General features: G+C 41.5%; 24 protein-coding genes and 1 tRNA gene. All 25 read right to left on the bottom strand.

Annotated features, from left to right (window positions below; genetic code table 11):
- Positions 1–141: 141 nt before the first annotated feature.
- Positions 142–1,890 (bottom strand): Na/Pi cotransporter family protein, encoded by a 1,749-nt coding sequence (locus Q0P34_RS06700; RefSeq protein WP_294954649.1) that lies wholly within the window; start codon positions 1,888–1,890, stop codon positions 142–144.
- Between the two features lie 140 nt (positions 1,891–2,030).
- Positions 2,031–3,686 carry an ATP-binding protein gene (locus Q0P34_RS06695; RefSeq protein ID WP_294954648.1) on the bottom strand — a complete coding sequence of 552 codons (1,656 nt, stop codon included), beginning with the start codon at positions 3,684–3,686 and terminating at the stop codon, positions 2,031–2,033.
- On the bottom strand, positions 3,683–4,363 hold the full coding sequence (locus Q0P34_RS06690; protein WP_294954645.1) for a response regulator transcription factor: 681 nt from the start codon (positions 4,361–4,363) through the stop codon (positions 3,683–3,685). The genes Q0P34_RS06695 and Q0P34_RS06690 overlap by 4 nt, the downstream gene beginning before the upstream one ends.
- Before the next feature lie 100 nt (positions 4,364–4,463).
- Complete coding sequence (pstB, locus tag Q0P34_RS06685; RefSeq protein ID WP_294954644.1) at positions 4,464–5,222, bottom strand: phosphate ABC transporter ATP-binding protein PstB; 759 nt, start codon at positions 5,220–5,222, stop codon at positions 4,464–4,466.
- A gap of 3 nt (positions 5,223–5,225) precedes the next feature.
- On the bottom strand, positions 5,226–6,089 hold the full coding sequence (gene pstA, locus Q0P34_RS06680; RefSeq protein ID WP_294954642.1) for a phosphate ABC transporter permease PstA: 864 nt from the start codon (positions 6,087–6,089) through the stop codon (positions 5,226–5,228).
- A complete protein-coding gene (pstC, locus tag Q0P34_RS06675) occupies positions 6,089–6,985 on the bottom strand; it encodes a phosphate ABC transporter permease subunit PstC (protein ID WP_294954639.1) in 897 nt (298 codons plus the stop codon). The genes pstA and pstC overlap by 1 nt, the downstream gene beginning before the upstream one ends.
- 4 nt (positions 6,986–6,989) lie before the next feature.
- Complete coding sequence (locus Q0P34_RS06670; protein WP_294954637.1) at positions 6,990–7,838, bottom strand: phosphate ABC transporter substrate-binding protein; 849 nt, start codon at positions 7,836–7,838, stop codon at positions 6,990–6,992.
- A gap of 629 nt (positions 7,839–8,467) precedes the next feature.
- On the bottom strand, positions 8,468–8,782 hold the full coding sequence (locus tag Q0P34_RS06665; protein ID WP_294954634.1) for a GNAT family acetyltransferase: 315 nt from the start codon (positions 8,780–8,782) through the stop codon (positions 8,468–8,470).
- Between the two features lie 184 nt (positions 8,783–8,966).
- The gene (locus tag Q0P34_RS06660) at positions 8,967–9,491 is read right to left on the bottom strand and encodes a DUF4375 domain-containing protein (RefSeq protein WP_294954631.1); all 525 of its coding nucleotides are present in this window, start codon (positions 9,489–9,491) and stop codon (positions 8,967–8,969) included.
- 22 nt (positions 9,492–9,513) lie between these two features.
- The gene (gene rlmD / locus Q0P34_RS06655) at positions 9,514–10,872 is read right to left on the bottom strand and encodes a 23S rRNA (uracil(1939)-C(5))-methyltransferase RlmD (RefSeq protein ID WP_294954629.1); all 1,359 of its coding nucleotides are present in this window, start codon (positions 10,870–10,872) and stop codon (positions 9,514–9,516) included.
- 45 nt (positions 10,873–10,917) lie between these two features.
- The gene (locus tag Q0P34_RS06650) at positions 10,918–12,024 is read right to left on the bottom strand and encodes an aminoglycoside phosphotransferase family protein (protein ID WP_294954627.1); all 1,107 of its coding nucleotides are present in this window, start codon (positions 12,022–12,024) and stop codon (positions 10,918–10,920) included.
- A 69-nt stretch (positions 12,025–12,093) separates the two neighbouring features.
- Positions 12,094–13,740 (bottom strand): Na/Pi cotransporter family protein, encoded by a 1,647-nt coding sequence (locus Q0P34_RS06645; protein ID WP_294954625.1) that lies wholly within the window; start codon positions 13,738–13,740, stop codon positions 12,094–12,096.
- Between the two features lie 128 nt (positions 13,741–13,868).
- Positions 13,869–13,945: transfer RNA gene (locus Q0P34_RS06640), tRNA-Arg, on the bottom strand.
- Positions 13,923–14,642 (bottom strand): phosphoribosyltransferase family protein, encoded by a 720-nt coding sequence (locus Q0P34_RS06635; protein ID WP_294954622.1) that lies wholly within the window; start codon positions 14,640–14,642, stop codon positions 13,923–13,925. The genes Q0P34_RS06640 and Q0P34_RS06635 overlap by 23 nt, the downstream gene beginning before the upstream one ends.
- Positions 14,643–14,646: 4 nt before the next feature.
- A complete protein-coding gene (locus tag Q0P34_RS06630) occupies positions 14,647–15,060 on the bottom strand; it encodes a helix-hairpin-helix domain-containing protein (protein WP_294954619.1) in 414 nt (137 codons plus the stop codon).
- Positions 15,057–16,958: a YgiQ family radical SAM protein gene (locus Q0P34_RS06625; RefSeq protein WP_294954617.1), complete on the bottom strand. Its 1,902-nt coding sequence runs from the start codon at positions 16,956–16,958 to the stop codon at positions 15,057–15,059. Before Q0P34_RS06625 ends, Q0P34_RS06630 begins: the two co-directional genes overlap by 4 nt.
- Positions 16,951–19,479 carry a DNA translocase FtsK gene (locus tag Q0P34_RS06620; RefSeq protein WP_294954615.1) on the bottom strand — a complete coding sequence of 843 codons (2,529 nt, stop codon included), beginning with the start codon at positions 19,477–19,479 and terminating at the stop codon, positions 16,951–16,953. Before Q0P34_RS06620 ends, Q0P34_RS06625 begins: the two co-directional genes overlap by 8 nt.
- 13 nt (positions 19,480–19,492) lie before the next feature.
- Positions 19,493–20,356 carry an undecaprenyl-diphosphate phosphatase gene (locus Q0P34_RS06615; protein WP_294954612.1) on the bottom strand — a complete coding sequence of 288 codons (864 nt, stop codon included), beginning with the start codon at positions 20,354–20,356 and terminating at the stop codon, positions 19,493–19,495.
- Positions 20,289–20,498 carry a hypothetical protein gene (locus tag Q0P34_RS06610; protein ID WP_294954609.1) on the bottom strand — a complete coding sequence of 70 codons (210 nt, stop codon included), beginning with the start codon at positions 20,496–20,498 and terminating at the stop codon, positions 20,289–20,291. Before Q0P34_RS06610 ends, Q0P34_RS06615 begins: the two co-directional genes overlap by 68 nt.
- Positions 20,498–21,199: an ATP-dependent Clp protease proteolytic subunit gene (locus tag Q0P34_RS06605; RefSeq protein ID WP_294954606.1), complete on the bottom strand. Its 702-nt coding sequence runs from the start codon at positions 21,197–21,199 to the stop codon at positions 20,498–20,500. The genes Q0P34_RS06610 and Q0P34_RS06605 overlap by 1 nt, the downstream gene beginning before the upstream one ends.
- Before the next feature lie 145 nt (positions 21,200–21,344).
- Positions 21,345–21,887 carry a phosphoribosyltransferase family protein gene (locus tag Q0P34_RS06600; protein ID WP_294954603.1) on the bottom strand — a complete coding sequence of 181 codons (543 nt, stop codon included), beginning with the start codon at positions 21,885–21,887 and terminating at the stop codon, positions 21,345–21,347.
- The gene (locus Q0P34_RS06595) at positions 21,884–22,222 is read right to left on the bottom strand and encodes a histidine triad nucleotide-binding protein (protein ID WP_294954652.1); all 339 of its coding nucleotides are present in this window, start codon (positions 22,220–22,222) and stop codon (positions 21,884–21,886) included. The genes Q0P34_RS06600 and Q0P34_RS06595 overlap by 4 nt, the downstream gene beginning before the upstream one ends.
- Before the next feature lie 9 nt (positions 22,223–22,231).
- Positions 22,232–24,859: an alanine--tRNA ligase gene (alaS, locus tag Q0P34_RS06590; protein ID WP_294954600.1), complete on the bottom strand. Its 2,628-nt coding sequence runs from the start codon at positions 24,857–24,859 to the stop codon at positions 22,232–22,234.
- A gap of 103 nt (positions 24,860–24,962) precedes the next feature.
- Complete coding sequence (locus tag Q0P34_RS06585) at positions 24,963–25,178, bottom strand: PC4/YdbC family ssDNA-binding protein (protein WP_178668288.1); 216 nt, start codon at positions 25,176–25,178, stop codon at positions 24,963–24,965.
- Positions 25,179–25,235: 57 nt separating this feature from the next.
- Entirely contained in the window at positions 25,236–26,453 is a 1,218-nt protein-coding gene (locus Q0P34_RS06580; protein ID WP_294954596.1) for an acetate kinase, read from the bottom strand.
- Positions 26,454–26,534 lie beyond the last annotated feature (81 nt).

The following is a 26,534-nucleotide window of genomic DNA, read 5'->3' as shown; positions in this document are numbered from 1 at the left end:
ACACGTAAGGAGTCGTCGGCAGCGTCAGATGTGTATAAGAGACAGACATAATACCCTTTATACATTTTACCATAATAAAAATAAAAATCAATATCTATAAGATAAAAATTATAATCCACAGATACTGATTTTATTTTAACACTATTTAACGGAATATTTTGTCTTATACTGATAAAACAGGTCGACATAATTATCGTTTGATTCTGCAATATTTCTTTGATTTTCGTGGATGCTCAGATTGTGATGTGAGGTTTCAATCAAGCAACCTGCAATGTTTGAGCAATGGTCTGACACACGCTCCAAATCCGTTAGCAAATCGGACCATACAAAGCCTGCCTCAATAGTGCAAAGCCCCTGTTGCATTCGCTTAATATGATGTGTACGAAGCTTTTCCTTAAGGATATCAATAACCTGCTCAAGCGGTTGAATTTTTGATGCAGCGTCAATATCGCCTTTATCAAGGGCATTAAAGGTAATTTCAACAATTTCCCTTGTTGCATCAGTCAGCACCTCAAGCTCCCTTACGGCATCCTCTGTAAAGGAATATCCCTTACTGCGAAGCTCCTGTGATGCAGACAAAACATTTACTGCGTGGTCTGATATACGTTCAAGATCACCTATCATTTTAAGAAGAGACGCCGCCTGTTCACTTTCCTTATCGCCCATTTTCATACTGCTTAAGGCTACAAGATATGTGCCAATTGCGTCCTCAAGCTTATCACACTTTTCCTCGTCCTTACGGATTTGATCGGCATCCGATTCGCTGTATTTTGTAATACAGTCTATACTTTTATTTATTGCCCTTACGGAATAACGTGCCATTTTCATTGCAACACTGTAGCATTGCTGAAGGGCAAGAGTAGGAGTAGGAAGAAGTCTTTCATCAAGTATTTCCTTTTCCTGTGACGAATTGTTGTTATCCCTTATTACTGTTACTGCCAATTTTTCAAGAAGCTTTGCATTAGGCATAAGAATAAGAACACAAAGGAAATTGAAAATGGTATGGAACACGGCAATGCTGAAGGCATTTGCAGGGGTATCAAGCACAGCGGGGTTGAATCCGTACTTCCATATACAGAACAATATAAGCACTGCAAAAGAGCCTGCCACATTAAATATAAGATGAACAAAAGCAGTACGCTTTGCATTTTTATTTGCACCGATTGAAGAAATCAAAGCAGTAACGCAGGTGCCTATATTTTGTCCCATAATAATAGGGATTGCTGCACCGATAGATACCTGTCCGGTTATTGCGAGTGCCTGAAGAATACCTACAGAAGCAGAGCTCGACTGAATAATACCCGTAAGGACTGCTCCTACAAGCAAGCCTAAAAACGGATTCTTAAACATTATGAACAGCTGTTGAAATTCAGGCACATCAGCCAAAACACTTACCGATGACGACATTGTTTCCATTCCGAACATAAGTGTTGCAAAGCCGAGCAGGATTATTCCTATATCCTTTTTTTGACTTTTTTTGCAGAACATAAAAAGAATAATGCCGACAAGCGCCAAAACAGGTGTAAAGGATGATGGCTTCAGGAGCCTAATCCACACATTGCTGCTGTTAATTCCCGACAACGACAAAATCCAGCTTGTAATTGTAGTACCGACATTTGCACCCATAATGACATTGATTGCCTGGCGCAAATTCATCAAACCTGAATTTACAAAGCCAACCACCATAACAGTTGTTGCAGATGAGCTTTGAATAACAGCCGTTACGGCACATCCTGTTAAAAAGCCTGCAAAACGATTTGTTGTCATTTTTGCAAGAACACCCTTTAAGCTGTTTCCCGCCCTGCGTTCAAGTGCCTCGCCCATTATGCTCATTCCAAACAAAAACAGACAAAGACCGCCTATCATTGATAACACATTGAATATACTCATAACTAATCCTCAAAGAAATTATTTGTATTTGAGTTCAGTTTATCAAGAATACATCAAATCTATTATCAATTTTTTGTAAAATCAATGTAAAGTAAAATGAAATACGGCCCAAACCATACTAAAGGTTTAAGCCGTATAAATTATTTTGGAAAGGTTACAATTATTGTTGTTCCCTTGTCAACAATGCTTCTAACCTCAATTTCGGCGTTATGAAGCTTGGCGGCATGCTTTACAATAGAAAGTCCGAGACCTGTTCCGCCAACCTCCTTTGACCTGCTTTTGTCAACACGGTAGAAGCGTTCAAAAATTCTTGACTGCTGTTCAATCGGTATGCCAATACCTGTATCGGACACCGACAGCTTTACACAGTCAATAAAGCTTTTCACTTCGACATCTACCCTGCCGCCCTTGCGGTTATACTTTATTGCGTTATCACAAAGATTGTAAACAATACTTGTAAGAAGCTCTGATTTACCTGTTACTATTGAAGGTTCACCCGATACATTTATCTCAACATCTGCCTTTTGAGCAACAGGAGTGAGGTTTATCGCTGTCATTTTTGCAACCTCAAGCAAATCAATTTTTTCCGAAACAATGCCCGAGCTTTCCTCGTCAAGATGTGACAGCTTGATTATGTCTTCAACAAGAGCGATAAGTCGCTTTGCCTCTTTGTTTATCCTTGAAGCAAATTTAGGAACATCATCTGCAGCCACCATACCGTTACTTAAAAGCTCTGAGCTTCCTGCGATTGTTTGAAGCGGAGTGCGAAGCTCATGAGAAACATTTGCCGTAAACTCACGACGAACCTCCTCTGCCTTTTCCATCTCGGTGAAGTCGAAAATAATGAGAGCAATGCCTGTCACCTTGTCGCCCGAGAAAATAGGGGTTGCATTGAAATGATAATTCACATTATCTATCGGCAAAATAACCTCGCTGTGCTTGCCTTCCTCTGCCTTGCGCAAAAGCTCCTGAATTTCTACGCCGCTGCTGAAAAGAAGCAAATCCTTGCCAACACAGAAGGTACTGATTCCAAGAAGCTTTGACGCCATTTTATTAATGCTGATAATTACTCCGCTTGAATTCAAAAGAATTATGCCCTCTGACATATTTTCCGTTGCTGCATCAAATTCATTTCTCTTTTTTTCAAGCTCGAGCTGTTGATTCTTTATTTGCTTTTGCTGAACCTCTATTCTTTTTACAAGAGGTGTCAGCTCTTCGTAAACCTTTGCTTCGTTCGGAGAATCCAAATCAATTTTGTTAAGAGGCTCCACAATTTTTTTAGAAAGGCTGTATGCAAATAAAAACGAAACAAGAAGCGCTACAAGGAACACAATAATAATAGGCTGAATCATCGACAAAAGAAGCGCCCACCATGTTAGCTCTTTAACCGACATTCGCATAACGCTTGAGTCATTAAGTCTTACCGCAGAATAATACTGGCGTTGGGTTAAGGTTTTTGAATAACGCTGTGAGCTGCCCTTGCCGGTGGCCATAGCCTGCTTAACCTCCTCGCGCTCAAGATGGTTTTCCATTTGATCAGAGCTTGCCTCGTTATCATAAAGAACAGTTCCATCCTTTGCAATCCAGGTCATACGAATGGAATTATCCTTAATGCTTTTAAGGTATTCCTCACCGTTGAGTTCAACAGCATCTGCAACATATTCAACCTGTTTGTCAAGACGCTGTGCCTGAAGGTCTGAATAGTAATTATACATTACGCCCATAATTATTGCCATCACAGACAAAACAACGCAGATTGCAACAAGGCATATGGACCTAAATATTTTTTTGGTCATTTTTCAGCCTCCATTCTGTAGCCTACACCTCGTACGGTTTTTATATAATCTCCACATTCGCCGAGCTTTGTGCGAAGCGTGCCTATATGAACATCAACCGTTCTTGTTTCACCGACAAACTCCGTGCCCCAAATACTGCTCAAAAGTCTGTCTCGGGTAAAGGCTCTGCCGATGTTTTCCATAAAGAGTTGGAGCAGATCATATTCCTTTAGGGTTAAATTTACAAGCTTATCATTTACATAAACCGTATGCTCTATTGTATTGATTTTGAGATTTTTATAGGAGAGAACATTACTGTCACTGTCGTTTTTCTTTGAGGTACGCCTTAAAACAGCCCTGACACGCGATACCATCTCCATCATACCAAAGGGCTTTGTAAGATAATCGTCTGCTCCCAAATCAAGAGCAATAACCTTATCATACTCGGTTTCCTTGGCTGTTTCCATAATAACAGGAATATCGCATATCTTGCTGTCGCTTCTGATTCTTTTAAGAATGCTTATTCCGTCCTCGTTGGGAAGCATAATATCCAAAAGAATTAAATCCGGTATCTTATCCTTAACAGCGTTCCAAAAGTCCTTTGAGTTTGCAAAGCCCATTGCCTCAAATCCGGATGCATTAAGTGTATAAACAATCAAATCTCTGATACCGTTATCATCCTCAATGCAATATATCATACTTTATTCCTCCTGTCTTTACTTCTATTTTACAATCCAAAGGTAAAAAAATAAATACCCCGTTTGTAAAATTTAAGTAAAATTATAGGAAAAGACAATATCAACCGAATCTTCCGTTGATATAGTCATCTGTTCTTTTATGCTGAGGAGAAGAAAAAATCAAATCTGTTTTGTTATATTCAATCAAATTACCAACAAGAAAGAATGCTGTATAATCAGACACTCTCAATGCCTGTTGCATATTATGAGTTACCACAACAACGGTATATTTTTTCTTTAGCTGTTGCATAAGCTCTTCTATTTTTGATGTAGATATAGGGTCAAGCGCAGAGGTTGGCTCATCCATCAAAAGCACCTGCGGCTGAACTGCCAAGGCTCTTGCTATACAAAGCCTTTGCTGTTGACCTCCGGAAAGACCGAGTGCCGATTTTTTTAGTCTGTCCTTTACCTCGTCCCATATTGCCGCATCCTTTAAGCTTTCTTCAACTATACAATCAAGCTCGGATTTGCTTTTTATTCCGTGCACTCTCGGACCGTATGCCACGTTGTCATATATGCTCATAGGAAACGGGTTGGGCTGTTGAAACACCATACCGACATTTTTACGAAGTTTTGTAACATCACAGCCCTTTTGATATATGTTTACTCCGTCAACGATTACATCTCCCGTAATGCTTACATTTTCAACTAAATCATTCATTCGGTTTATGGACTTAAGAAACGTGGATTTGCCACATCCTGACGGACCGATAAGTGCAGTAACGCTGTTTTTGAATATATCAATGCTAATATCCTTTAGCGCATGATTTTTACCGTAATACAAATCAAGATGCTTTACCTCTATTATACAATCACCCATATATTATACCGTCCTTGTGCTTTTATTGAAGAGCCTTGTTAAAAGCTTAGTTAAAAAATTGATACAAAGTACAATTATTAGCAAAACCACTGCAATACCGAAGGCCGTGTCAAAATCACCTTCGCTTGTTGCGGAAAGATACATTTGAACCGTAAGAGTTCCGCCTGACTGAAACGGCTTGAGCAAAAGCTGCTTTATATCATTTGGCAAAAGCTTTGCACTGCCTGCCGTAAACAACAGCACTGCCGACTCTCCTACAACCCTGCCCACAGCAAGAATAACTCCTGTTACAATTCCCTGCATTGCGCTTGGAATAAGAATTTTGACAATCATATAAAGCTTTGTTGAGCCAAGACCGATTGCACCCTGTCTGTATGAATCGGGTACGGTTTTCAGTGCCTCCTGTGTATTTCTTGTTATAAGAGGCAAAACCATTAAACTCAATGTTAAAGAGCCTGCAAGCAATGAATATCCCATATGCAAGCCCTCAACAAAAAACACCATACCGAACATACCGAATATTATTGACGGAATACCCGAAAGTGTTTCTGTTGCAAATTCTATTGCAGAAACAATTTTCCCGGGCTTTGCATATTCATTAAGATAAATGGCACCGCAAATGCCCACAGGAGCGGAAATAAGCAAGGTCAACACAACAGCAATGATTGTGTTAACTATATTACCTGCTATACCTACCGTACCGTTGAGCACACTCGTCACACTGCTCAAAAACGACCAATCAACAACCCCTATGCCTTTTATAAAAACATATGCAATTATACCGATAAGAACTGAAACCGAAATCACACAGCATATGCCGATTAATATATAAGCAAACACATCGCTTATCCGTTTTCTACCTGACATTATTTTTTATTCTCCTTTTTTCTAAACCAAAGCAGTATCAGATTGATACCCATAATAAACACATACAAAACAAGTCCGACAGAAAAAAGAACATCTCGGTGAGTTCCCTGTGAATAGCTCATTTCGCTTACAATTTGTGTTGTTAATGTCCTGATAGAATTAAACGGCAACGGAAGATTTACTGCACCGCCTGCAACCATATTAATTGCCATGGCTTCTCCGAGCGCCCTGCCTATTCCAAGCACTACGCCCGTTATTATTCCGGAACGTGAGGCGGGAACAACAACCTTAAAAATAGTTTGTATTTTTGTTGCACCGAGTGCATAAGAAGCAAAGCGCAAATCGTTTGATGCTGCATTAAGTGATGATGTGCTGACGCTGATAACCGTCGGCAAAACCATTACGGAAAGAACAATGATTGCACAAAGCATATTTGCTCCGCCTGTAAACTTATGCGTTGTACTGTTTGCAAACAAAAGCTTTTCCAGCCTGAAAATAAGTGGATTGAGAACCATCATACCTATTAAACCGTATATAACCGACGGTATTCCTGCAAGGAGCTCAACTGCACCCTTGACCAAGCCGCCAAGCCTTTTGCCTGCAATTTCCGACAAAAACACCGAGGTTAAAATTCCTATTACGGTTGCTATCAAAACAGATATAACCGTACTGACAGCAGACGAAAGAATAATATAGGCTATACCGTAGGATGAGTCAGAGGCGGTCGGAGCCCATTTACTGTTAAACAATATTTCACGTGCTCCGACTTCGGCCAACGCAGGTGTGCCCTTTATAACCATATATACACTGATAGAGCACACTGCGAGCACTGCCATGCCTGCCGACGCAAAAAGGATAGCTTCAATTATTTTTTCTATAATTTGCTTGCTTTTCATACTGTTACTCCTGTACAGGAACAATCAAGCCTACCTTTTTAATTATTTCCTTGCCCTTTTCGGAATTAACATATTCAAACCATTTTTGTACAAGTTCATTTTGAGATGACACATCACCCTTTGTTGCCATAACAAACGGTCTTGAAAGCAAATACTTGCCTGCCAAAATGTTTTGCTCGTTAGCCTCTACCGAATCAATAGAAACCGAAAGTACGCTCTCATCAACAACATCAAGAGACACATATCCAATTGCGCCCGGAGTTGATGCTACCTTTGCAAGAACTGCACCTGTTGAGTCAAGCTGTTGTGCATAATCGCATTTATCCTTTAGCTCCAAAAGCTCCTCAAATGCATCTCTTGTTCCGGAGCCTGCCTCTCTGCCGATTACTACAACTGCCTCATCAGCTCCGCCGAGCTCTTTCCAATTCTTAATTTCACCTGTATAGAGCTTTTTAAGGTCATCGGATGAAATATCTGTTACGCCGTTATTCTTATCAACTATAACCGCAATACCGTCAAGTGCAACTACATTTTCCACACAGCCGTTTGAAAGCTCCTCCGGCTTAAGATTTCTTGATGAGTTACCAATGTCAACACTGCCCTTTGAGAGAGCCTCTATACCTGCACCTGAACCAACATATTCTACTGTTACCGTAATGCCCTGATTATCTGCCATAAAGCTTTCAGACATTGCTTCGCACAGCTTTTCCATGGAGGTTGAGCCTGCAAGAGATATTGTACCTGTAAGTGATTCTTCGTTTTGGCTTTCATTAGATGCTACACCCTTTGCACATCCTACTGCAACAAGAGTGATGATTAATGCCGAACAAATAATTGCAATAAACTTTTTCATAATTCTTTACCTCATATTACTTTAGATTTTTAACAACCGCGTTTGTTTACAGCTATATGTTAAATCCAAAAGGTAAAATCAATAACCATAAAATTGTAAAATAAATGAAAAAAGATTGAACTCGATGTTCAATCTGACAGCGTGTCGAAAAAGTCGAATTATAAATTTCGACACGCTGGTAGACTGTTGAGAAATGGAGCTGAATTTCGCATTTTGCGAGGGAAGATGTACGAGGGTACCTCGACCGAGCAAAAGGCGAAAAACGCCAAAAGCGGCTTAGATTCGATGTCTAAGCCGCTTTTACAATCCCTCCGAGTGCGATAAATCGCACCCACCTCCCTTTACACAATGGAGGCTCAAATCGGTTTGTTTAATTTATATTTATATGGCGTGTTTCAGCCCACTTTATCGACAGTCTAACAGATTGAATTCAATGTTCAATCTTTTTTATCCCCTCAGTTTCGCTTCGCTCAACAGCGTCTCGCCTCCCGGCTCGGTCGGTGCTTCTGCACTTTCGTGCAGAGGTCTCCACCGGAGACCCGCACCCCTTTATTGCGTAAAAGGGGCGCCAAATATATTTTCTTTTGAACAACATAGGCAGAGGAGCAAGCTCCTCTGCCCGTTTTCATTTAGAACAGCTGTCCCGGAAGAACAAGCTTTTCCTTATATTCAAAGCCTTTATCAAATTCCTCAACATCATTATCATCAACCATATAAAGCTCGGGCGGAGCATATTCGCCGGTAACACCGTCAAGATAGCCTTTTTCCAATTCCTTACACAAAAAGAAGGAATCGTCCATACCCTCAGGTATATCGTGATAACGAATACCGTACTCTCTTGCAAAGGTAAATCCGCTTTTACCGTAAAAATCGATATTACCCTCAAAGCAAACAGCCTTGCAGCCGTATTCCTTTGCCTTTTCCAAGGTGTTGTTTTTCTTCAAACAGCAATCTCCTTAAAAAAATTTTATAATCAATCCAAACGGATTAATTCCTTTTTACAACGGCAACGTCTCGATATGGGACGAGTTAATAGGATTGATGTCATAGCCTTTTGCTATTTAACGGGAACATATCCACCTCGACCGTTGTAGGGAACATGTCAACAAGTTTCAATCCCTTTTCTGCTTAATTTTTCAACAATTGTTCAACATTACATCTAAAATAATCGATTACCTGCTGATGGAAATCCTCATTGTCATAAAACCTTTCATCAAAGCTATCAAAATCAAATCGTTTTGTTTGGGCTTCATATTCCTTAATATCTGTAATTTTAAAAGAAGATAAATCAGTAACATCAATATCATTATCATTTACAAACTGTTCAAATAAATTTCTCAATTCTGTTGCCCCAATCGCATCTAATGCCTCACTAATAAATGGAGCACAATCACTACTTGAGTTTACAAAGAATTGACACAAACCGCCATTATTAACTTCCCTCTCAAACATATAAAGCGAATAGGCCAAAATCTGTTCTTTCGTCAAATCTGCTGCTTTTATATCATACACAGCATCATCACAAAGACAAATCATTGCCTCATAAAAATCTTCGTCTTCTAAAGCAAGTAAATTTTCCTTACCCATTTCTCTGATTTTCTTCGCTTTTTTCATATTCTTTATGTTATAAAGAATTGTTGAAAAGAATCCCATAATGTTACTCCTATTCCTTTCGTTATTGTTTGGTTCTTGACAAAAGACATACCGCCTCGACATGGGGTGTGCGAGGGAACATATCAACAGGTGTTGCCTCAACAGTCTTGTATCCTCGCTCGGCAAGGATTTTTAGGTCTCTTGCAAGGGTTGCCGCATCACAGGACACATATACAATCCTGCTTGGATTCATTGCACTTATGACATCAAAAAGTTCTGCCTGACATCCCTTTCGCGGTGGGTCAAGCACAACAACATCGGGGGTTATTCCGCGTTTTGCAAGCTCCTTTGCCCCGTCATAAGCATCACCGCAGAAGAATTCGGCATTGGTAATAGAATTAAGCTCTGCATTAATTTTTGCATTTTCTATTGCCTGTGGGACAATCTCTATACCGAAAATTTGCTTTGCTTTATCCGCCATTGAAAGCCCTATTGTTCCCACTCCGCAATATAGGTCGACAACAGTTTCATTGCCTGTTAGGTCGGCGTACTCGATTGCTTTTTCATAAAGCCTTTCGCATTGGTCGTGATTTACCTGATAAAACGAATGCGCAGATATAACAAATCTTTTACCGAGAAGAATATCAGTTATCGTTTCACTACCGTAGATAATTCTTGTACAGTCACCGAGGATAACGTTTGTAGCATCGCAATTTGTATTAACACAAATTGATTTTATATTATCGTCCTGCGAAAGTGCAAACACGAGAGCCTCCTCGTTTGGCACGGACTTGCCGTTAACAACAAGGCACACCATAGTTTCGTTTGTTGCGGGAGCCTTTCGGATATATATATGGCGAAGCAAGCCCTTGCCTGTGTTTTCGTCATATGATGTCACATCATTTTCACAAGCCCATTTTCCAACAGCATCAAGAATATCCTTAAACGAGGCTTGCTGTAATCTGCAATCACCGCACGGAATAATTCTATGGCTCTTATAGGCATAAAAGCCAGCAAGCATTTTGCCGTCACGTATTGAAACGGGATACTGCGCCTTATTTCTGTATCTATCAACACGGGACGCCCCGATAATTTTACGAACAGGAGCATCAACACCGCCGATTCTTTTCAACGCGTCAGCAACTCTGTTTTGCTTATAGGAAAGCTCTGCCTCATAGGTCATATTTCTGAATGAGCACCCACCGCATTTATCAGACACGGAACAATCAGACTCAATTCTAAACTCCGACGGCTTGATTATTTCCTTAACAACGCCGACGGCATAGCTTTTCTTTGCCTTAATGATATGGGCAACCAGCTCGTCACCCGTAACCCCTCCTCGAACAAAAACAGCCATACCGTTGAAGTGCCCTACTGACGAGCCCTCATTGGTCATATCTTCAATTTTCAGTACAACATCATCATTTTTTTTAATACTCATATACACTAAAAAGAACTTAAAGGGCAGAATGTACCTGCCCCTTTATTACTGAATATTTTTAATAATCTGCTCCATTTGCTCCATCTTGGCATCCATATCGGCAACAAGCTTAAACTGGTTACGCGCTCTGTCAAGATTATGCTGCGGATATTCGGTTCTAAAGTAAACATCACCATTGATGTAATCGGTTAAAAATCGCATACCGCACTCAAGAGTCATAAGCAATGCGGCAAAAGCAAGGTTATCCTTTTCTGCCTGATTAAAGTGCTCGCCTGCTTCTCCGAGAAAGCCTTCGGCATAAGCCTTAAAATAATCCAAATCCATCTGAACCTTATCAAGATTTGTTTCATCCTCTGTGGCTGTTGAGGCACCAAAGCGAATTGAATCGCCGAAATCATACAAAGCAAGACCGGGCATAACGGTATCAAGGTCAATAACGCAAACACATTTTTTAGTATCCTTATCAAACATAACATTATTGAGCTTTGTATCATTATGCGTTACACGAACAGGCAGCTCGCCGCTTGCTATCATAGAGGTGAGTCTGTCCATTTGCTGCGCATACTTATTAACAAAATCAACCTCTGCCTGACAGGTATCAAGTCTGCCGGAGGCATTTGCCTTTACTGCGGGCAGGAACTCGTTATTATATCTCCAAGGTGTATCGTGAAAATGGGGTATTGTTTCTGTGATGCTATCAACATCAAAGCCTGACAAAAGCCTTTGGAATTTGCCGAATGCCTCACCGCTTGACTTGAACATATCTGCATTTTCAGCAGTATTAAAGCTGATAGAATCACGAACAAAAACGTATGCCCTGTAATATGAATTTTCATCCTGCAAATGATAATATTCCTTATCATCAACCGTTTTGATATAGTGCAGGGTTTCACGGTCGGGATCTCCACCGTATTCCTTAATTACACCACGAAGATACGAGGTTACGCTGAACACGTTTTTCATAAGACCGTCAATGTTTTTGAACACATTGGCATTGAGCTGCTGAAGAATGTATCTTTGCTCTGTACCTTCATTATTAAATGTTACAAGATATGTTTTGTTGATATGACCTGAGCCAAATTCACTAACATCAACAAAATCTCCCTTAAATTTGAAATTATCAATAACCTTTTTAATTTTATTGTCACACATCACAAAACATCCTCCATGACATATTTTTGCTTCCACGTACTGCGTGGAGAAGAAATTTCTTTGCTAATTTTATATCTGCCTAATCAAGTTCTTATCAATCCTTGCCGCCCAGGCAATGTTGTATGAGTGGTCGCCTACTCTTTCCAAATCCTGAAGGGCCTTTGTGTATATTACGCCTGACGAGGTGTGACACTTCTTTTCACGCAAGCGCTGAACATGGTTGTCCTGCGCTGTGAGAGTAAGATAATCAATAGTATCCTCAAGATAATGGAGCTGATGCTCCTCATCGTCTGTAAGGTGCTTGTTCATAAATGCACCGAGTGCCCTGTCAAGAAGCTCAAGGTCAATCTCGTAGATTTCCTTAAATTCCGCAATACCCGTTTCGGTAAATCCAAGGTCATCATCCTTTGCGGCGCAGACTCGGTTCATAATATTTTGGGCATGGTCGCCTATTCTTTCAAGGTCGGTGATAACATGGAAAAGCTTACCGATATATTCCGATACAGCACCCGGCATTTCCTTTGATGTTACAGTTACCATAAAGTCGGAAATATTATGATTAAGCCAATTTATAAGCTCCTCATTTTCTTCAAGCTCACGCTGTCGACTATTGTCCATTACAATAAATCCCTCGCAGGCAATGACAAAATTGTTCCTTACAAGTCTTGCCATACGTTCAACCTCGCTGCCGATTTGCATTGCGGTGGCGATGGGATTATTACTAACCTTTTTATCAATAAATTCAAACCTAAGCCTTGTGTCATGCTCCTTTGGCTTGATGATAATTTCACTGAGCTTAACCACCCATTTGATGAACGGAAGCATAACAAAAGCAGTAACAACCTTAAATATGATATGTGCGATTGCTACCTGTACAGAGCCGTTATCGGACAATGTGGTAATCCAATCCATATACTGCGGGAATATCAGTGCAATAGGTGTAAATATGAGCAAACCTACAAAATCAAAGATAAAGTAGATAACAGCAGCACGCTTTGCATTTGTTTTTGCTCCGATTGCAGAAAGGAACAGTGGCATAGCCGAGCCGACATTGATACCGATAATAAGGAAAATGGCAAACTTCATTGGCATAAGTGATGCACTTGTCATTGCCAAGGCCTGAAGAACACCGATTGATGCACTTGAGCTTTGAAGAACAGAGCACATAATAAAGCCGATAACGAGTCCCAATATAGGATTGTCTGCCTTTGTAATAAAGGTCTGAAAGGCGGCGCTTGTTTTGAGCACACCCATAGCATCGGGGCCGCTCATATACTTTAAGCCAAAGAAAAGAACGCCAAAGCCAAGAATAACCTGGCCGATATACTTTTGGGTTTGCTTCTTGCAGAACAGAGCCATCACCGTTCCGATAAAAATACAAAACGGTGCAATGGCGGAAACATCAATAGCAATAAGCACAGCGGTGATTGTAGTACCTATATTTGCACCGATAATTACGCCCGTTGCCTGTGCCAAATCCATAATGCCTGCGTTCAAAAAGCCCATAAGCATTACCGTCGTTGCCGATGATGACTGAATAACAGCGGTTACAACGACGCCAAGCAAAAAGCCCTTAAATCTGTTGCGGGTTAGCTTTTCAAGCAAAGCCTGCATTTTGTTACCTGCAACCTGATTTAACCCGTCGGACATATATTTCATACCGAACAGGAAAAGTCCAAGTCCGCCAAGTAAGCTGATAATGTTTGTAATATGCATATTCTTTCCTCTTAATTTATGTATAACATATTGTTAAATCTAATTATATAATATTGTTAAGCACAGTTGTTGTCAAGAAAATTTTACCTGCCATTCTTTAATCCTCCTCCGGTGACAGAGGAGGATTTTGGTCTGCCCGACGAGATTCGAACTCGTGATCTTCCGAGTCGGAGTCGGAGGCATTATCCTGCTGTGCTACGGGCAGATTTTTTTCTTATGGCAAAAACGGCAGTATAAACTGCGGTTGAACCGTACGAATCAAGAACAGCCGCACATTCCGACAGGGTTGCTCCCGTTGTTTTTACATCGTCAACAACAAGATAGGTTTTTCCCTGCGGGTTTACGCCGTCATTAACATCAAACGCGCCGAAAACATTTGCTCGACGCATACGTGCATTTTGGTTACGCTGAGACGGATTTTCGTACGCCTTATAAAATGTATGCTCAACGGGAATATCAAGCATCTTGGATATTTCCTCGGCAATAAGTCTTGATTGGTTATACCCTCTTGCCTTTTCTCTATCGGCAGACAGAGGAACATAGGTTATACAATCAAAGTTTATGTGATGATACTGCTTTTTAATACACTTAACTATTTCCTCTGCCATTGTGACAGCAAGCTCGCTATATCCGTTAAACTTTAAGCGATATACAGCCTTTACGACATTATCGGAATAATAAAACGGTGCAACAATTTGCTCGTATTCAGGCTTATGGTGTGAATCCTTGCAGGTGCACGAGGCTTTATCCATACCGCACATTTCACAGACTTCGCCCTCTATTTTTTCACAGTGCCGGCAGGCATCGCATCTTTTGCTTGATATGGGCACAACATCACCGCACAGATCACACCTACGCGGAAATATGCAGTACAAAAGTTTTTTGAAAACACTCTCGCTCATAGCATTATACAGTAAGATACGGTGAGAGCTTTGCATACAGTGACTCACCTATACCGCTGATGTTCATTATTTGCTCTACGCTTTCGTATCTGCCCAAATACTCTCTATATTCTATAATTGCGCTTGCACGAGCCTCGCCCATACCGTCGATAAGGCAAAGCTCCTCCATGGTAGCCGTATTAATGTTTATGGGATATGATGCTGTTTGCTTTGGCTCGGTATCGGCTGTCGTACTGACTGATCCCGTGTCGGCCTGTGGCTCTGTCGACTCGAGCAACACGGATTGTGCTGTGGTTTGCGTTACATTCTCCTGCACATAAACCGTGGGTGACGACAGGGATACATACAAAATTATTCCCGACATAAAAACCAATGCCATACCGATCATAAACATACTTTGTGCTTTACTGCTGTTCATCTGCTTTTCTTTTTCCTGTTATTATTGTTATTCCTTGAATTAACACCTTTGTTTTTCTTGCCGTTATTTCTTTGACGGTTAAGTAATGCCTGTCTGTTATTCCTTTGATTTTGAGGCTTTACAAGACAATTCGGAGCAGTTCCTATCAAATCATAACGCTTCGCTTTTTTAAGAGCCTCCTCAACCAAAGCATAATTCTTTGGGTTGTAATACTGAAGCAATGCCCTTTGCAAAGCCTTATCGTGAGGTGTCTTTGCAGAGTATACCTCCTCCATTGTGTAAGGGTCAAGTCCGGTATAAAACATAGTTGTAGAGATAGTACCCGGTGTTGGATAAAAATCCTGAACCTGCTCGGGTCTTATATGATTTTTCTTTAAGAACAATGCCAAATCAATGGCGTCATTTAAGGTTGAGCCCGGATGACTTGACATAAGATAAGGAACCAGATATTGCTCCTTATCAATTTCACCTGTATATTGAAAATATCGTTTTGAAAACTCGATATACGCTTCAATATGAGGCTTGCCCATCTTGTCAAGGACTGCGGCAGAGCAATGCTCGGGTGCAACCTTAAGCTGTCCTGAAACGTGATGCTCCACAAGCTCCTTAAAGAAGCTGTCATCCTTGTCCTCAAGCAGATAATCATACCTGATGCCTGAACGGATAAACACCTTTTTAATTCTCGGCAACGCACGAACACTGCGTAAAATATCAAGGTATTCCTCATGATTTGCAACAAGGTTTTTGCATGGATTTGGTGCAAGACACTTTTTGCCCTTACACAAGCCGTGCTCCTCCTGAAGCATACACGACGGCTGACGGAAATTAGCCGTAGGCCCTCCTATATCATGAATATAACCCTTAAAGTTTGGCATATATGTTAGCTTTTCAGCCTCGGCAAGAATACTTTTCTTGCTTCGTGTAGTTATATATCTGCCCTGATGAAAAGCAATAGAACAAAAATTACAGGCACCGAAGCATCCGCGGTTATGGGTAATGGAAAACTCTACCTCTTGAATACCCGGAACACCGCCGAGCGACTCATACATAGGATGATAGGCACGCATATACGGCAGTGAATACACCCAATCAAGTTCCTTTGTTGTTAAAGGCGGCATAGGCTGATTTTGAACAACCATTTTTTTGCCGTGCTTTTGCTTAATAATTTTTCCTCTTATATGATCCTGCTCGTCCTGTTCAATTTTTGCCGCCTTGGCGTATTCCTTTTTTGAAGTACAAACATTTTCATACGACGGACACTCAACACCTATGTACGGAGTATCCTTTGTGTCAACGGCGTAAACCGTGCCTAATATATCGTGCATTTGAGAAACACTCTCGCCTGCGTTTAATCTATCTGCAATTTGAATAGTTTGATTTTCGCCCATACCAAAGACGAGCAAATCTGCCTTTGAATCAAGCAGGATGGAAGGTCGAACAGCATCGTCCCAATAATCATAATGAGCAAATCTTCGAAGCGACGCCTCAAGTCCTCCGATAATAACAGGAACATCGGGATAAAGCTTCTTTACAATATTTGAATAAACAATAACCGCTCTGTCGGGACGCTTGCCCATAACTCCGCCTGCCGTATAGGCATCGGTTGATCGAGGCTTCTTTGCAACAGTATAATGAGCTACCATTGAATCAATATTTCCGCTTGAAATAAAGTATGCAAGACGAGGCTTGCCAAACTGCTCAAAATCCCTTGTGCTATTGCAATCGGGCTGGCTCAAAAATGCAACCTTATATCCCCTTGCCTCAAGCACTCTTGTAATTATTGACGCACCGAAGGAGGGATGGTCGACATATGCGTCACCGGAGATATAAACAAAATCCGGCTGTTCCCATCCTCTTTGGTACATATCCTTTTGATTTACAGGTAAAAAACTATTCATACAAATCCTGATTATCAATTATTTCATCAGAGTCAAATTCCATTTGCTCTGTGTTTTCCTCGGTGAATTCGGGAGCAGGACCCTGTGCCTGAATCTGAATCCACTGCTGTTTATTAATCAAAATCTTTCTCGGCTTTGCACCCTCGGCAGGACCGATAATTCCCTTATCCTCCATTTGATCCATAATCTTTGAGCCTCTGGAGTAGCCTACGCTAAGCTTACGCTGAAGGAAGGATGTAGATGCTTTTCCGCTTTCAAGCACAACATCAACAGCATCATTGAACAACGGGTCAAGAGAATCGCCGCCTTCACCGTCATCGGTAAATTTGCTTCCTCCCTTTTCCTGTGCCGCCTTGTTTTCAATTTCCTTTTGGATTTCCTCGCTGTAATCGCTTTCGCCTTGCTTTTTAATGTATTCACAAAGCTCCTCTACCTCATCATCGCTGATGTAACAGCCCTGAACACGCAACGGCTTATTTGCTCCTATCGGTGAATAGAGCATATCACCCATACCGAGAAGCTTTTCAGCTCCACCCGAATCAAGAATAGTACGCGAATCGATTGCCGATGAAACTGTCAAAGCAATACGCGAAGAGATGTTAGCCTTGATAAGACCTGTGATAACGTCTACCGACGGCCTTTGAGTTGCGATAACAAGGTGCATACCTGCCGCACGAGCCATCTGTGCAAGACGGCAAATGCTATCCTCTACCTCCTTTGGAGCAGCCATCATCAAATCTGCAAGCTCATCAATGCAGATAACGATTTTAGGCATCGGCTTCATATCAGCATGCTTTGCAACATAGCGATTGTATCCCTCAATGTCACGAACACCGGTATCACTGAATTTTTGATAACGCTGAAGCATTTCGGAAACAGCCCAACCAAGCGCACCCGATGCCTTACGCGGATCGGTAACAACGGGAACAAGAAGGTGCGGAATATTTTCGTACTTTGAAAATTCAACCTTTTTGGGATCAATCATAAGGAATTTGACCTCATCCGGAGTTGCCCTGTAAAGAATTGAAACAATTATTGAATTCATACAAACAGACTTACCGGAGCCTGTTGTACCTGCAATAAGAAGGTGAGGCATTTTGGCAATATCGCAAAATACGGTTTTGCCTGCAATGTCCTTACCGAGACCGGCGGAAAGCAAGGATTTTTGAGAATTGAAATCAGCCGAATCAATAACCTCTCGCATTGATACGCTGTTCTTTACGGTATTCGGAATTTCGATACCAACGGCTGCCTTGCCCGGAATAGGCGCTTCGATACGAACATTAACAGCTGCAAGGTTAAGTGCAATATCATCGGCAAGATTTGTTATTTTGCTGATACGCACACCTGATGCAGGCTTAAGCTCGTATCTTGTTACGGTAGGGCCGCGTGAAATATCCGTAATTTCTGCCTGAACGCCAAAGGATGCAAGAGTATCAACAAGGAGCTCTGCGTTTGTTTTAAGTTCGGATGAAACATCCTTTGCCGACTTATGCTTAACTGCTTTAAGGATGTCGACACTCGGCAATCTGTATTCAGGAACATCCTTTTGCATATCCTCATCGGTTACAACAAATTCGGGAAGCGGTTGTTGCTCGGGCTTTTTATCCGAAGCAGGAGCGTCCTCGCTTGCGGTTTTTACAATATCATCAAGAGATTTGACCTCTTCCCTCTTTAGTTTATTTTTGTTCGTTGCCTGATTAATTTCCTTAATAAGATTTGAATAATCGTCCTGTGGCTCCTGTTCTTCTGCGGCAAGCCTTTTTGATGACCTTTTCTTTGGCTTTTCATCCTGTGAAGCAGGAGGGGCGTCATCAAGAGGAATGTCAATATTATTCATTCTGCGTCTTTCTCTGCGCTCCTCAATAATAGGAGTTGCCTTTTCAACAACGGCACGAACAGGCTTTGTGGTGTTTTTGAAGAACTGATTTACCGTTACCCTTGACAAAAGCATTATTACAACAACTATCATAAGCAAATCAATTACAATAGCAGGCGCCTTGCCCATAGTCATAAGCGCCCAACCGAGCACAGCACCGAAGAAACCGCCGTTAACTGTATACGGTGCATCGGCAAATTCCTGCTTGCAGGTATCCAAAAACTGAACACCGGAGCTTGCCTTGACAATGTAGATAAATGTTGAAACAAAAAGAACAATAAGCACTATGCATATAGGCTCGGCAATCATTTTTTTGCTTACATTGTTTTTGTGACACAAAAAAGAATACACAAGGCTCAAAACAGGAAAAATAATCGATGCCACCCAACCGAAAAGTCCTAAATAAGAGTTATGTACAAAGTTCCATACACTTTCGCCCGGAATAACGGCAACAAAGAAAAACAAAACCGACAGTGCAAAAATAACTATGCTGAATATTCTGTTTTTGTTTGCCTGTGCCTCCTCATCCATTATGCGTTGTTGCTCCTCAAACTCGGCAAGAGCCTTTTTTGAATGAGTAACGGGCTTTTTGGGAGCAGGTCTTTTTGCCTGTGCTTTATTAGCATTTTTGTTGTTAGCCATAGTAACTCCTACTTTATTTTCTAAAAATTAATTCAAATATTCCTACAACAAGTATAATTATACCCATTGCAACATCGTAAGCTGCAATATACTTTAGATATCCTCTGTTAATGATGTACCTGAGAAATACAACGCTGAAATACGAAACAACTGCCGAAAGTATTACACCTATAATAATCGGCACAACTCCAACCTTTGTAACACTTACAACTATTTCAACAATACCCGTAACCACCAAAACAGGTACACTCATAACAAGCGCATAATTAAGTGATTGCTTTTTTGATGCACCAAACAAAAGTAACATTGAAAAAACAACACCTATAAACGAAAAGCCGGACACAGGTATAAGCACAACGCTTGCAACACCGACCGAAGCAGAAGCAATTTCAGAAATCTGTCTTGGAATGTTTGCCTTTGCAATTTGAAGAGCACCTGCAAAAAGCAAGCCGCCTGTCAATGCAAGAAACACACCCTCATCAAGAAGTGTTTTGTTAAACTGTGTTGACCTTAAAACGTTATAAAGCAATCCATACCTTCCGCAAGGAATAAGCCACAACAGCATAGGACAAAAGCTCATTAAGGTCATATACATAAAATGCCTTGGCTGTGACGGAGCATTGCCCCTGAGCTGTTTTTTAACAAAATCTCTTCCGGTTGAGAAAAACTCATATCCCATTTTTAAGAAAAGGCTATATGAAGCGGCAACAATACCTACCGCTATGCCTATATGTACCACTCCGGTAAGAGATGAGCAGGCACCCGAAAACCTACCGGAAAAATCGTGAAACACAGCTGAATGAGCAGTTTCACTTATTGGGAATATACGGCAAATTGCTTGAAATATTGCCTGAAATATTGAGGTTATAATTGACATTATTATGTCCTCCGAAATATTTTGCATTATCAAGATAATAGCCTGTCCTAATATAATCATAAGGATTTGTAGAACGAGGACTCAGATTATCAAGTCTGTTTTCAGTAAAAACATCATTAAAATCAACAATGGTATAAAGCATTAGTTCTCCCCCGTGATTACACCCTGAAGGTAGCCAAGCGCATCACTTAAGCCACCAAGCTCATCAATCAATCCACAGCTTACTGCCTCTTCACCGTCGAGCACAGAGCCTACATCCATAATGAGTTCTCCTGTTTTAAGCATCAGCTTTCGAAAATCCTCGGCGCAAATGCTCGAATTGGCTTCTACAAACCTTGCGATCCTATCCTGCATTTTTTCAAAATAAGACAGTGTTTGCGGAACACCGAGAACAGTACCGTTCATTCGAACAGGATGAATAGTCATTGTTGCGGTCGGTGCAATAAAGCTACGCTTACAGCTGACAGCAAGCGGAACACCTATACTGTGGCCTCCTCCAAGCACCAAGGATACGGTTGGAGTGTTCATTGTTGACAAAAGCTCCGCAATGGCAAGCCCTGCCTCCACATCTCCGCCGACAGTATTTAGGATTACAAGCAGACCGTCAATTTCCTTACTTTCCTCGATAGCAACAAGCTGAGGAATAACGTGCTCATACTTTGTGGTTTTGTTTTGACTGGGCAAAATATAATGCCCCTCAATCTGACCGATAATGGTTAAGCAATGAATAAAATGGCCGTCCTTGCTTATAGTGATTGAGCCCGTTTCAAACACAGATGATTGCTCGCTATTATCTATACCCTGATTTGATTTTTCGTTTTCATTTTCATTTTCCTTACACATAACAGCACCTCTGTACAATTATGCCCAAGGTATTACATTTTATTTTAACATTATTTTACCATATTTTCAACATATAATTTATATATTATATAATATCACAAAATAAAACAGCCCTCCTTGAACAAAGAGAGCTGTAATATTTACTTTATTTGAAAAATAACGGAAGCTTTTCAAGATAAATAATATCATCTCTGTCGGCAGCATCACCCTCTGCAAGCGGGAAGCAGGAGGCAACGACGTTTGCATTGAATTTTGCCAAAAGCTCCTTTACAGCCTTAAGGCTACCGCCGGTTGAAACAACGTCATCAACGATGAGAACACGCTTACCGTCAAGCAGATCGCCGTCCTCGTGGCCGAGATAAAGTGCTTGCTCCTTTTGAGTTGTAAGAGAGATATCTGCAACCTTTTCGGGACGGTCCATATACACCTTTACGCCCTTACGAACAACTATATACTTTTTGCCGCTCATACGGCTCATTTCGTATGCAAGAGGAATTGACTTTGCCTCCGGAGTTACTATGTAATCAAACTCCGGAACCTTTTTAAGAAGCTCTCTTGCGCAAACCTCTGTAAGCTCTACATCACCGAAAAGTATAAATGCGGCAATATCAAGAGTATCTGACACGGGAAATTTTTGAAGCTGTCTTTCAATACCGCCGATTTTTAATGTGTAAAATTCCTTGCTCATATTAATTTTTCTCCCAATTCCTTTCCGCCTATTACATGAAAATGAAGATGCATAACGGTTTGACCTGCATCTGCACCGCAGTTATTGATAATTCTGTAAGACTCAATACCCTGTGATTTTGCAATCTGCGGAATCATTTCAAAAATATGACTGACGTATTTACTGTTTTGTTCGGTAATTGCATTTGCAGATTCAATATGCTCCTTGGGAACACAAAGAAAATGTACCGGTGCAACGGGGTTAAGGTCCTTAAAGGCAACCATCATATCATCCTCGTACACCTTTGTTGAAGGTATATTACCGTTGATTATTTCGCAAAAAACGCACATATCAATATCCTCCGATTATTTTATCAAGCCATTAACAATTTCTTCCACCCTTGCAAGTGCATCATCAAGCTTTGACACATCCTTTGCACCTGCCATAGCAGAATCCGGACGACCTCCGCCGCCACCGCCTGCAAGAGTGGCAACCTGCTTAACAAGGTCTCCTGCCTTTACACCTTTAGCAATGGCATTCTTACCGCATACCGCAACAAGGTTTGCCTTGTCACCGTTTACACCGGCAATAAGAGCAACAATGTTGTCACCCTTTGCCTTGATGTCGTCGCCCATAGAACGAAGAGCCTCCGGGGTTGTACCCTCTACCCTTGCAACATAAAGCTCCAGACCGTCAACGTCAATAGCCGATGAGAACATATCGGCACTCTTGAGCTTTGTAAGCTCTGCGTTAAGACCTTGAATTTCCTTATCTTTATTTTTGTTATCTGCAAGCACAGCGGCAATCCTGTCCTTAACCTCGCTGTCACTTGACTTAAACGAAGCAGAAGCAAACTTAACAGTATCCTCACACTCGGCAAGATAATTGAGGACGCCCGTTCCTGTAAGAGCGGTAATTCTGCGAACACCTGCGGCAACGGAAGCCTCTGACACAATCTTGAAAAGACCAAGCTCGCCTGTTGAAGAAACGTGGGTACCGCCACAGAACTCTGTTGACGAATCGCCTGCCTTTACAACCCTAACAATATCGCCGTATTTTTCGCCGAAGAGCATCATTGCACCCATCTTCTTTGCCTCATCAATAGGCATCTCCTGCATGGTAACGCAATCGCAGGACAGAATGTTTGCATTAACGATTTGCTCAACTCTCTTGAGTTCATCCTCTGTCATCGGGTTAAAGTGAGTAAAGTCAAAGCGAACCTCTTTTTCGTTTACAAGCTGACCTGCCTGTTCAACATGAGTACCAAGAACATCACGAAGAGCCGCCTGAAGAAGATGTGCAGCCGTGTGGTTACGCATAATAGCTTTTCTTCTGTCCGCGTCAATGCTTGCAGTCACTGTATTGCCAACGGAAATAACACCCGATTTAACCGTACAGCTATGAAGATACACACCGTCGGCATTCTTTGTTGTATCATCTACAACAGCCTCAACACCGTCGGAAACGATAACACCTGTATCGGCAACCTGTCCGCCCGATGTTGCATAAAACGGTGTTTTGTCAAGAACTACTGCACCCTTTTCGCCTGCACCAAGCATATTGACAGACTCACCGTCGGCATTTACAATAGCCAAAACCTTTGCTTCAGCCTTAAAATCCGTATAGCCTGTGAAAACGGTTTTATCAGCGTCAATCTTGACACCCTCGCCCTTCCACGCATCTGCACCTGCATCCTTACGGGCAGCACGTGCAGTAGCCTTTTGGTTTGCAAGAAGCTCGTTAAACCTGTCCTCATCAACAGTCATTCCTCGCTCCTCCAAAACATCCTTTGTTAAGTCGAGCGGGAAGCCAAAGGTATCGTTAAGCTTGAACGCATCTTCACCTGAAAATACGTTACCGTCTGTGTTTTCGATATATTCATCAAGACGTGCAAGACCTGCATCAATGGTTTTGCCGAAGGATTCCTCCTCTGACAAAAGTACCTTTTTGATAAGTTCTGCCTTATCCTTGAGCTCGGGATAAGCAACCTTGTTATCCTCAAGCACAGTTTCACACACCTTGTAAAGAAACGGCTCGTTAACACCGAGGAGCCTTCCGTGACGGCAGGCTCTGCGGATAAGCCTTCTTAAAACATAGCCTCTGCCGTTATTTGACGGAATTACACCGTCACCTATCATAAAGGTTGATGAACGCACGTGGTCTGTAATAACACGGAGCGAAACATCATTTTTGGCATCGTCGTGATAATTGACACCGGCAATTTCGGAAATCTTTTTCATTGTGTTTTGAACGGTATCGACCTCAAAGATGTTATCTACGCCCTGCATAATGCATGCAAGCCTTTCAAGACCCATACCTGTATCAATATTCTTTTGTGCAAGCTCTGTATAATTACCGTTGCCGTCATTGTTAAACTGGCTGAATACATTATTCCAGAACTCCGTAAATCTGTCACATTCACAGCCGGGACCGCAATCGGGTGAGCCGCAGCCGTACTTTTCTCCACGGTCAAAGTAAATTTCCGAGCAGGGACCGCATGGACCCGAACCGTGCTCCCAGAAATTATCAGCCTTGCCGAGACGAACAATGTGTGACGGATCAACTCCGTTTTGCTTTGTCCAAATCTCGTATGCCTCGTCATCATTTTCATAAATGGTGACATAAAGCTTATCAACAGGCATTTCGAGAACCTCGGTACAAAATTCCCAAGCCCACGCAGTAGCCTCTTTCTTAAAATAATCTCCAAATGAGAAATTACCAAGCATCTCAAAAAAGGTGCCGTGACGGGCGGTTTTGCCAACCTGCTCAATATCAGGAGTTCTAATACATTTTTGACAGGTTGTAACTCTGTTTCTCGGCGGTGTAACCTCACCTGTAAAATACTTTTTCATTGGAGCCATACCCGAATTAATGAGCAAAAGGCTCTTATCTCCATTTGGCACCAATGAAAAGCTCGGCAATCTTAAATGACCCTTGCTTTCAAAAAATGACAAATATTTTTCTCTAATATCGTTTAAGGATGTCCATTCCATAATTATATACTCCAAATCCGGCAAAAACCTGCCAAATTATTATTTATTTTATTCTCGCTAAAAACGACATCAAGGCGGGAGCAATCTCCCGCCTGAATGACTATTAAAGCTTTTCAGCAATCTTTGTAAGCTCAACAAGCTCTTCCTTTGTAAAAGTAAGACCCTTGCTCATCTTTGAATGATCAGGTGACCAATCTCTTACGTCAACCTTTGGCTCTCTGCCGTTCCAAGAAATCATATTAACTTCTCTTGTCCAGCCACGTGATGTCTCTGAAATAACACCAAGATGCTCTGTAATTTCATACTTAATTTCCGGCACTGAAACTCCCCCTTTCATAGATTTTATGCGAAAAAATTAATTTACGGTAATTAATGATTATCTGTTGCGTACCAATTCCTCTGTATCTCTTGCGATCATAAGCTCCTCGTCTGTTGCGAGAATGAATACCCTTACCTTATCACTTGGATCGGTAAGCTCTGCCTCTGCACCCTTTTGTGTTGACGAGTTAACAGCCTCGTTAATGTGTACGCCGAGATAGCCGAAATATGAGCAAATCTTTGAACGAAGCCATACACCGTTTTCACCAATACCGCCTGTAAATACGATAGCATCTACACCGTTCATTGCTGCAACATATGAACCAACGAACTTTGCAATCTCATAAGCCTGCATTTCGTGAGCGAGGATAGCTCTTTCGTTGCCCTCTGCCTGTGCCTTGCAAATATCTCTGTCATCGGATGAAACACCGGATACAGCCTGTACACCTGACTTTTTGTTAAGGATAGCATCCATATCATCGGGATTGATGCCTTCCTTTTTCATAATATAGGTTACTGCCGATGGATCAACACCGCCCGAACGGGTACCCATCATAAATCCGTCAAGAGGGGTAAAGCCCATTGATGTATCAACAACCTTGCCGTGATCAACAGCAGCAATTGACGAGCCGTTGCCGAGGTGGCAGGTAATAATCTTGAGGTCCTTAATATTCTTGCCCATTCTGTCTGCAACTCTTTGAGATACAAACTTATGAGAGGTACCGTGGAAGCCGTAACGGCGAATACCGTACTTTTTGTAATATTCATATGGCAATGCGTACATATAAGCCTTTGGAGGCATTGTTGAATGAAATGCCGTATCAAACACAAATACCTGCGGTACATTTGGACCCACAACACTCAAGCAAGCCTCATATCCTTGAACATTTGCAGGATTGTGAAGGGGTGCAAGCGGTGAAAGCTCCTTAACTTCTTGAGCAACCTCGGGAGTAACGATAACAGACTTTGTATACTTATCGCCGCCCTGTACAATTCTGTGACCTATGGCATCAATCTCGTTAAAGCTGTCAACAACCTTATGCTCACCTTCTGAAAGAATGTACTTAACCTCGTTGAAGGCATCTGTATGAGTGAGGAGCTCCTTATCGTACTTATAGGTTTCTCCATTCACCTTAACGATAACATTTTCCTCTCCGCCTGAAATTTTAAGTCCGATACGCTCAACAGCACCTTTACAAAGAACCGACTCATTTTCCATATCTATGAGCTGATATTTCAATGAAGAGCTGCCACAATTAATAACAAGAATTTTCATTATTATTCCTCCGTACTTGAAATTATCTTTTAATAATTATATAATATCTGTCTCTTATACACATCTCCGAGCCCACGAGAC

This window comes from uncultured Eubacterium sp., assembly GCF_945980375.1.
Lineage (GTDB): Bacteria > Bacillota > Clostridia > Oscillospirales > Acutalibacteraceae > Eubacterium_R.
Note: the sequence above shows the minus strand (reverse complement) of the source record. Positions and strands in the feature narration are given on the sequence as shown.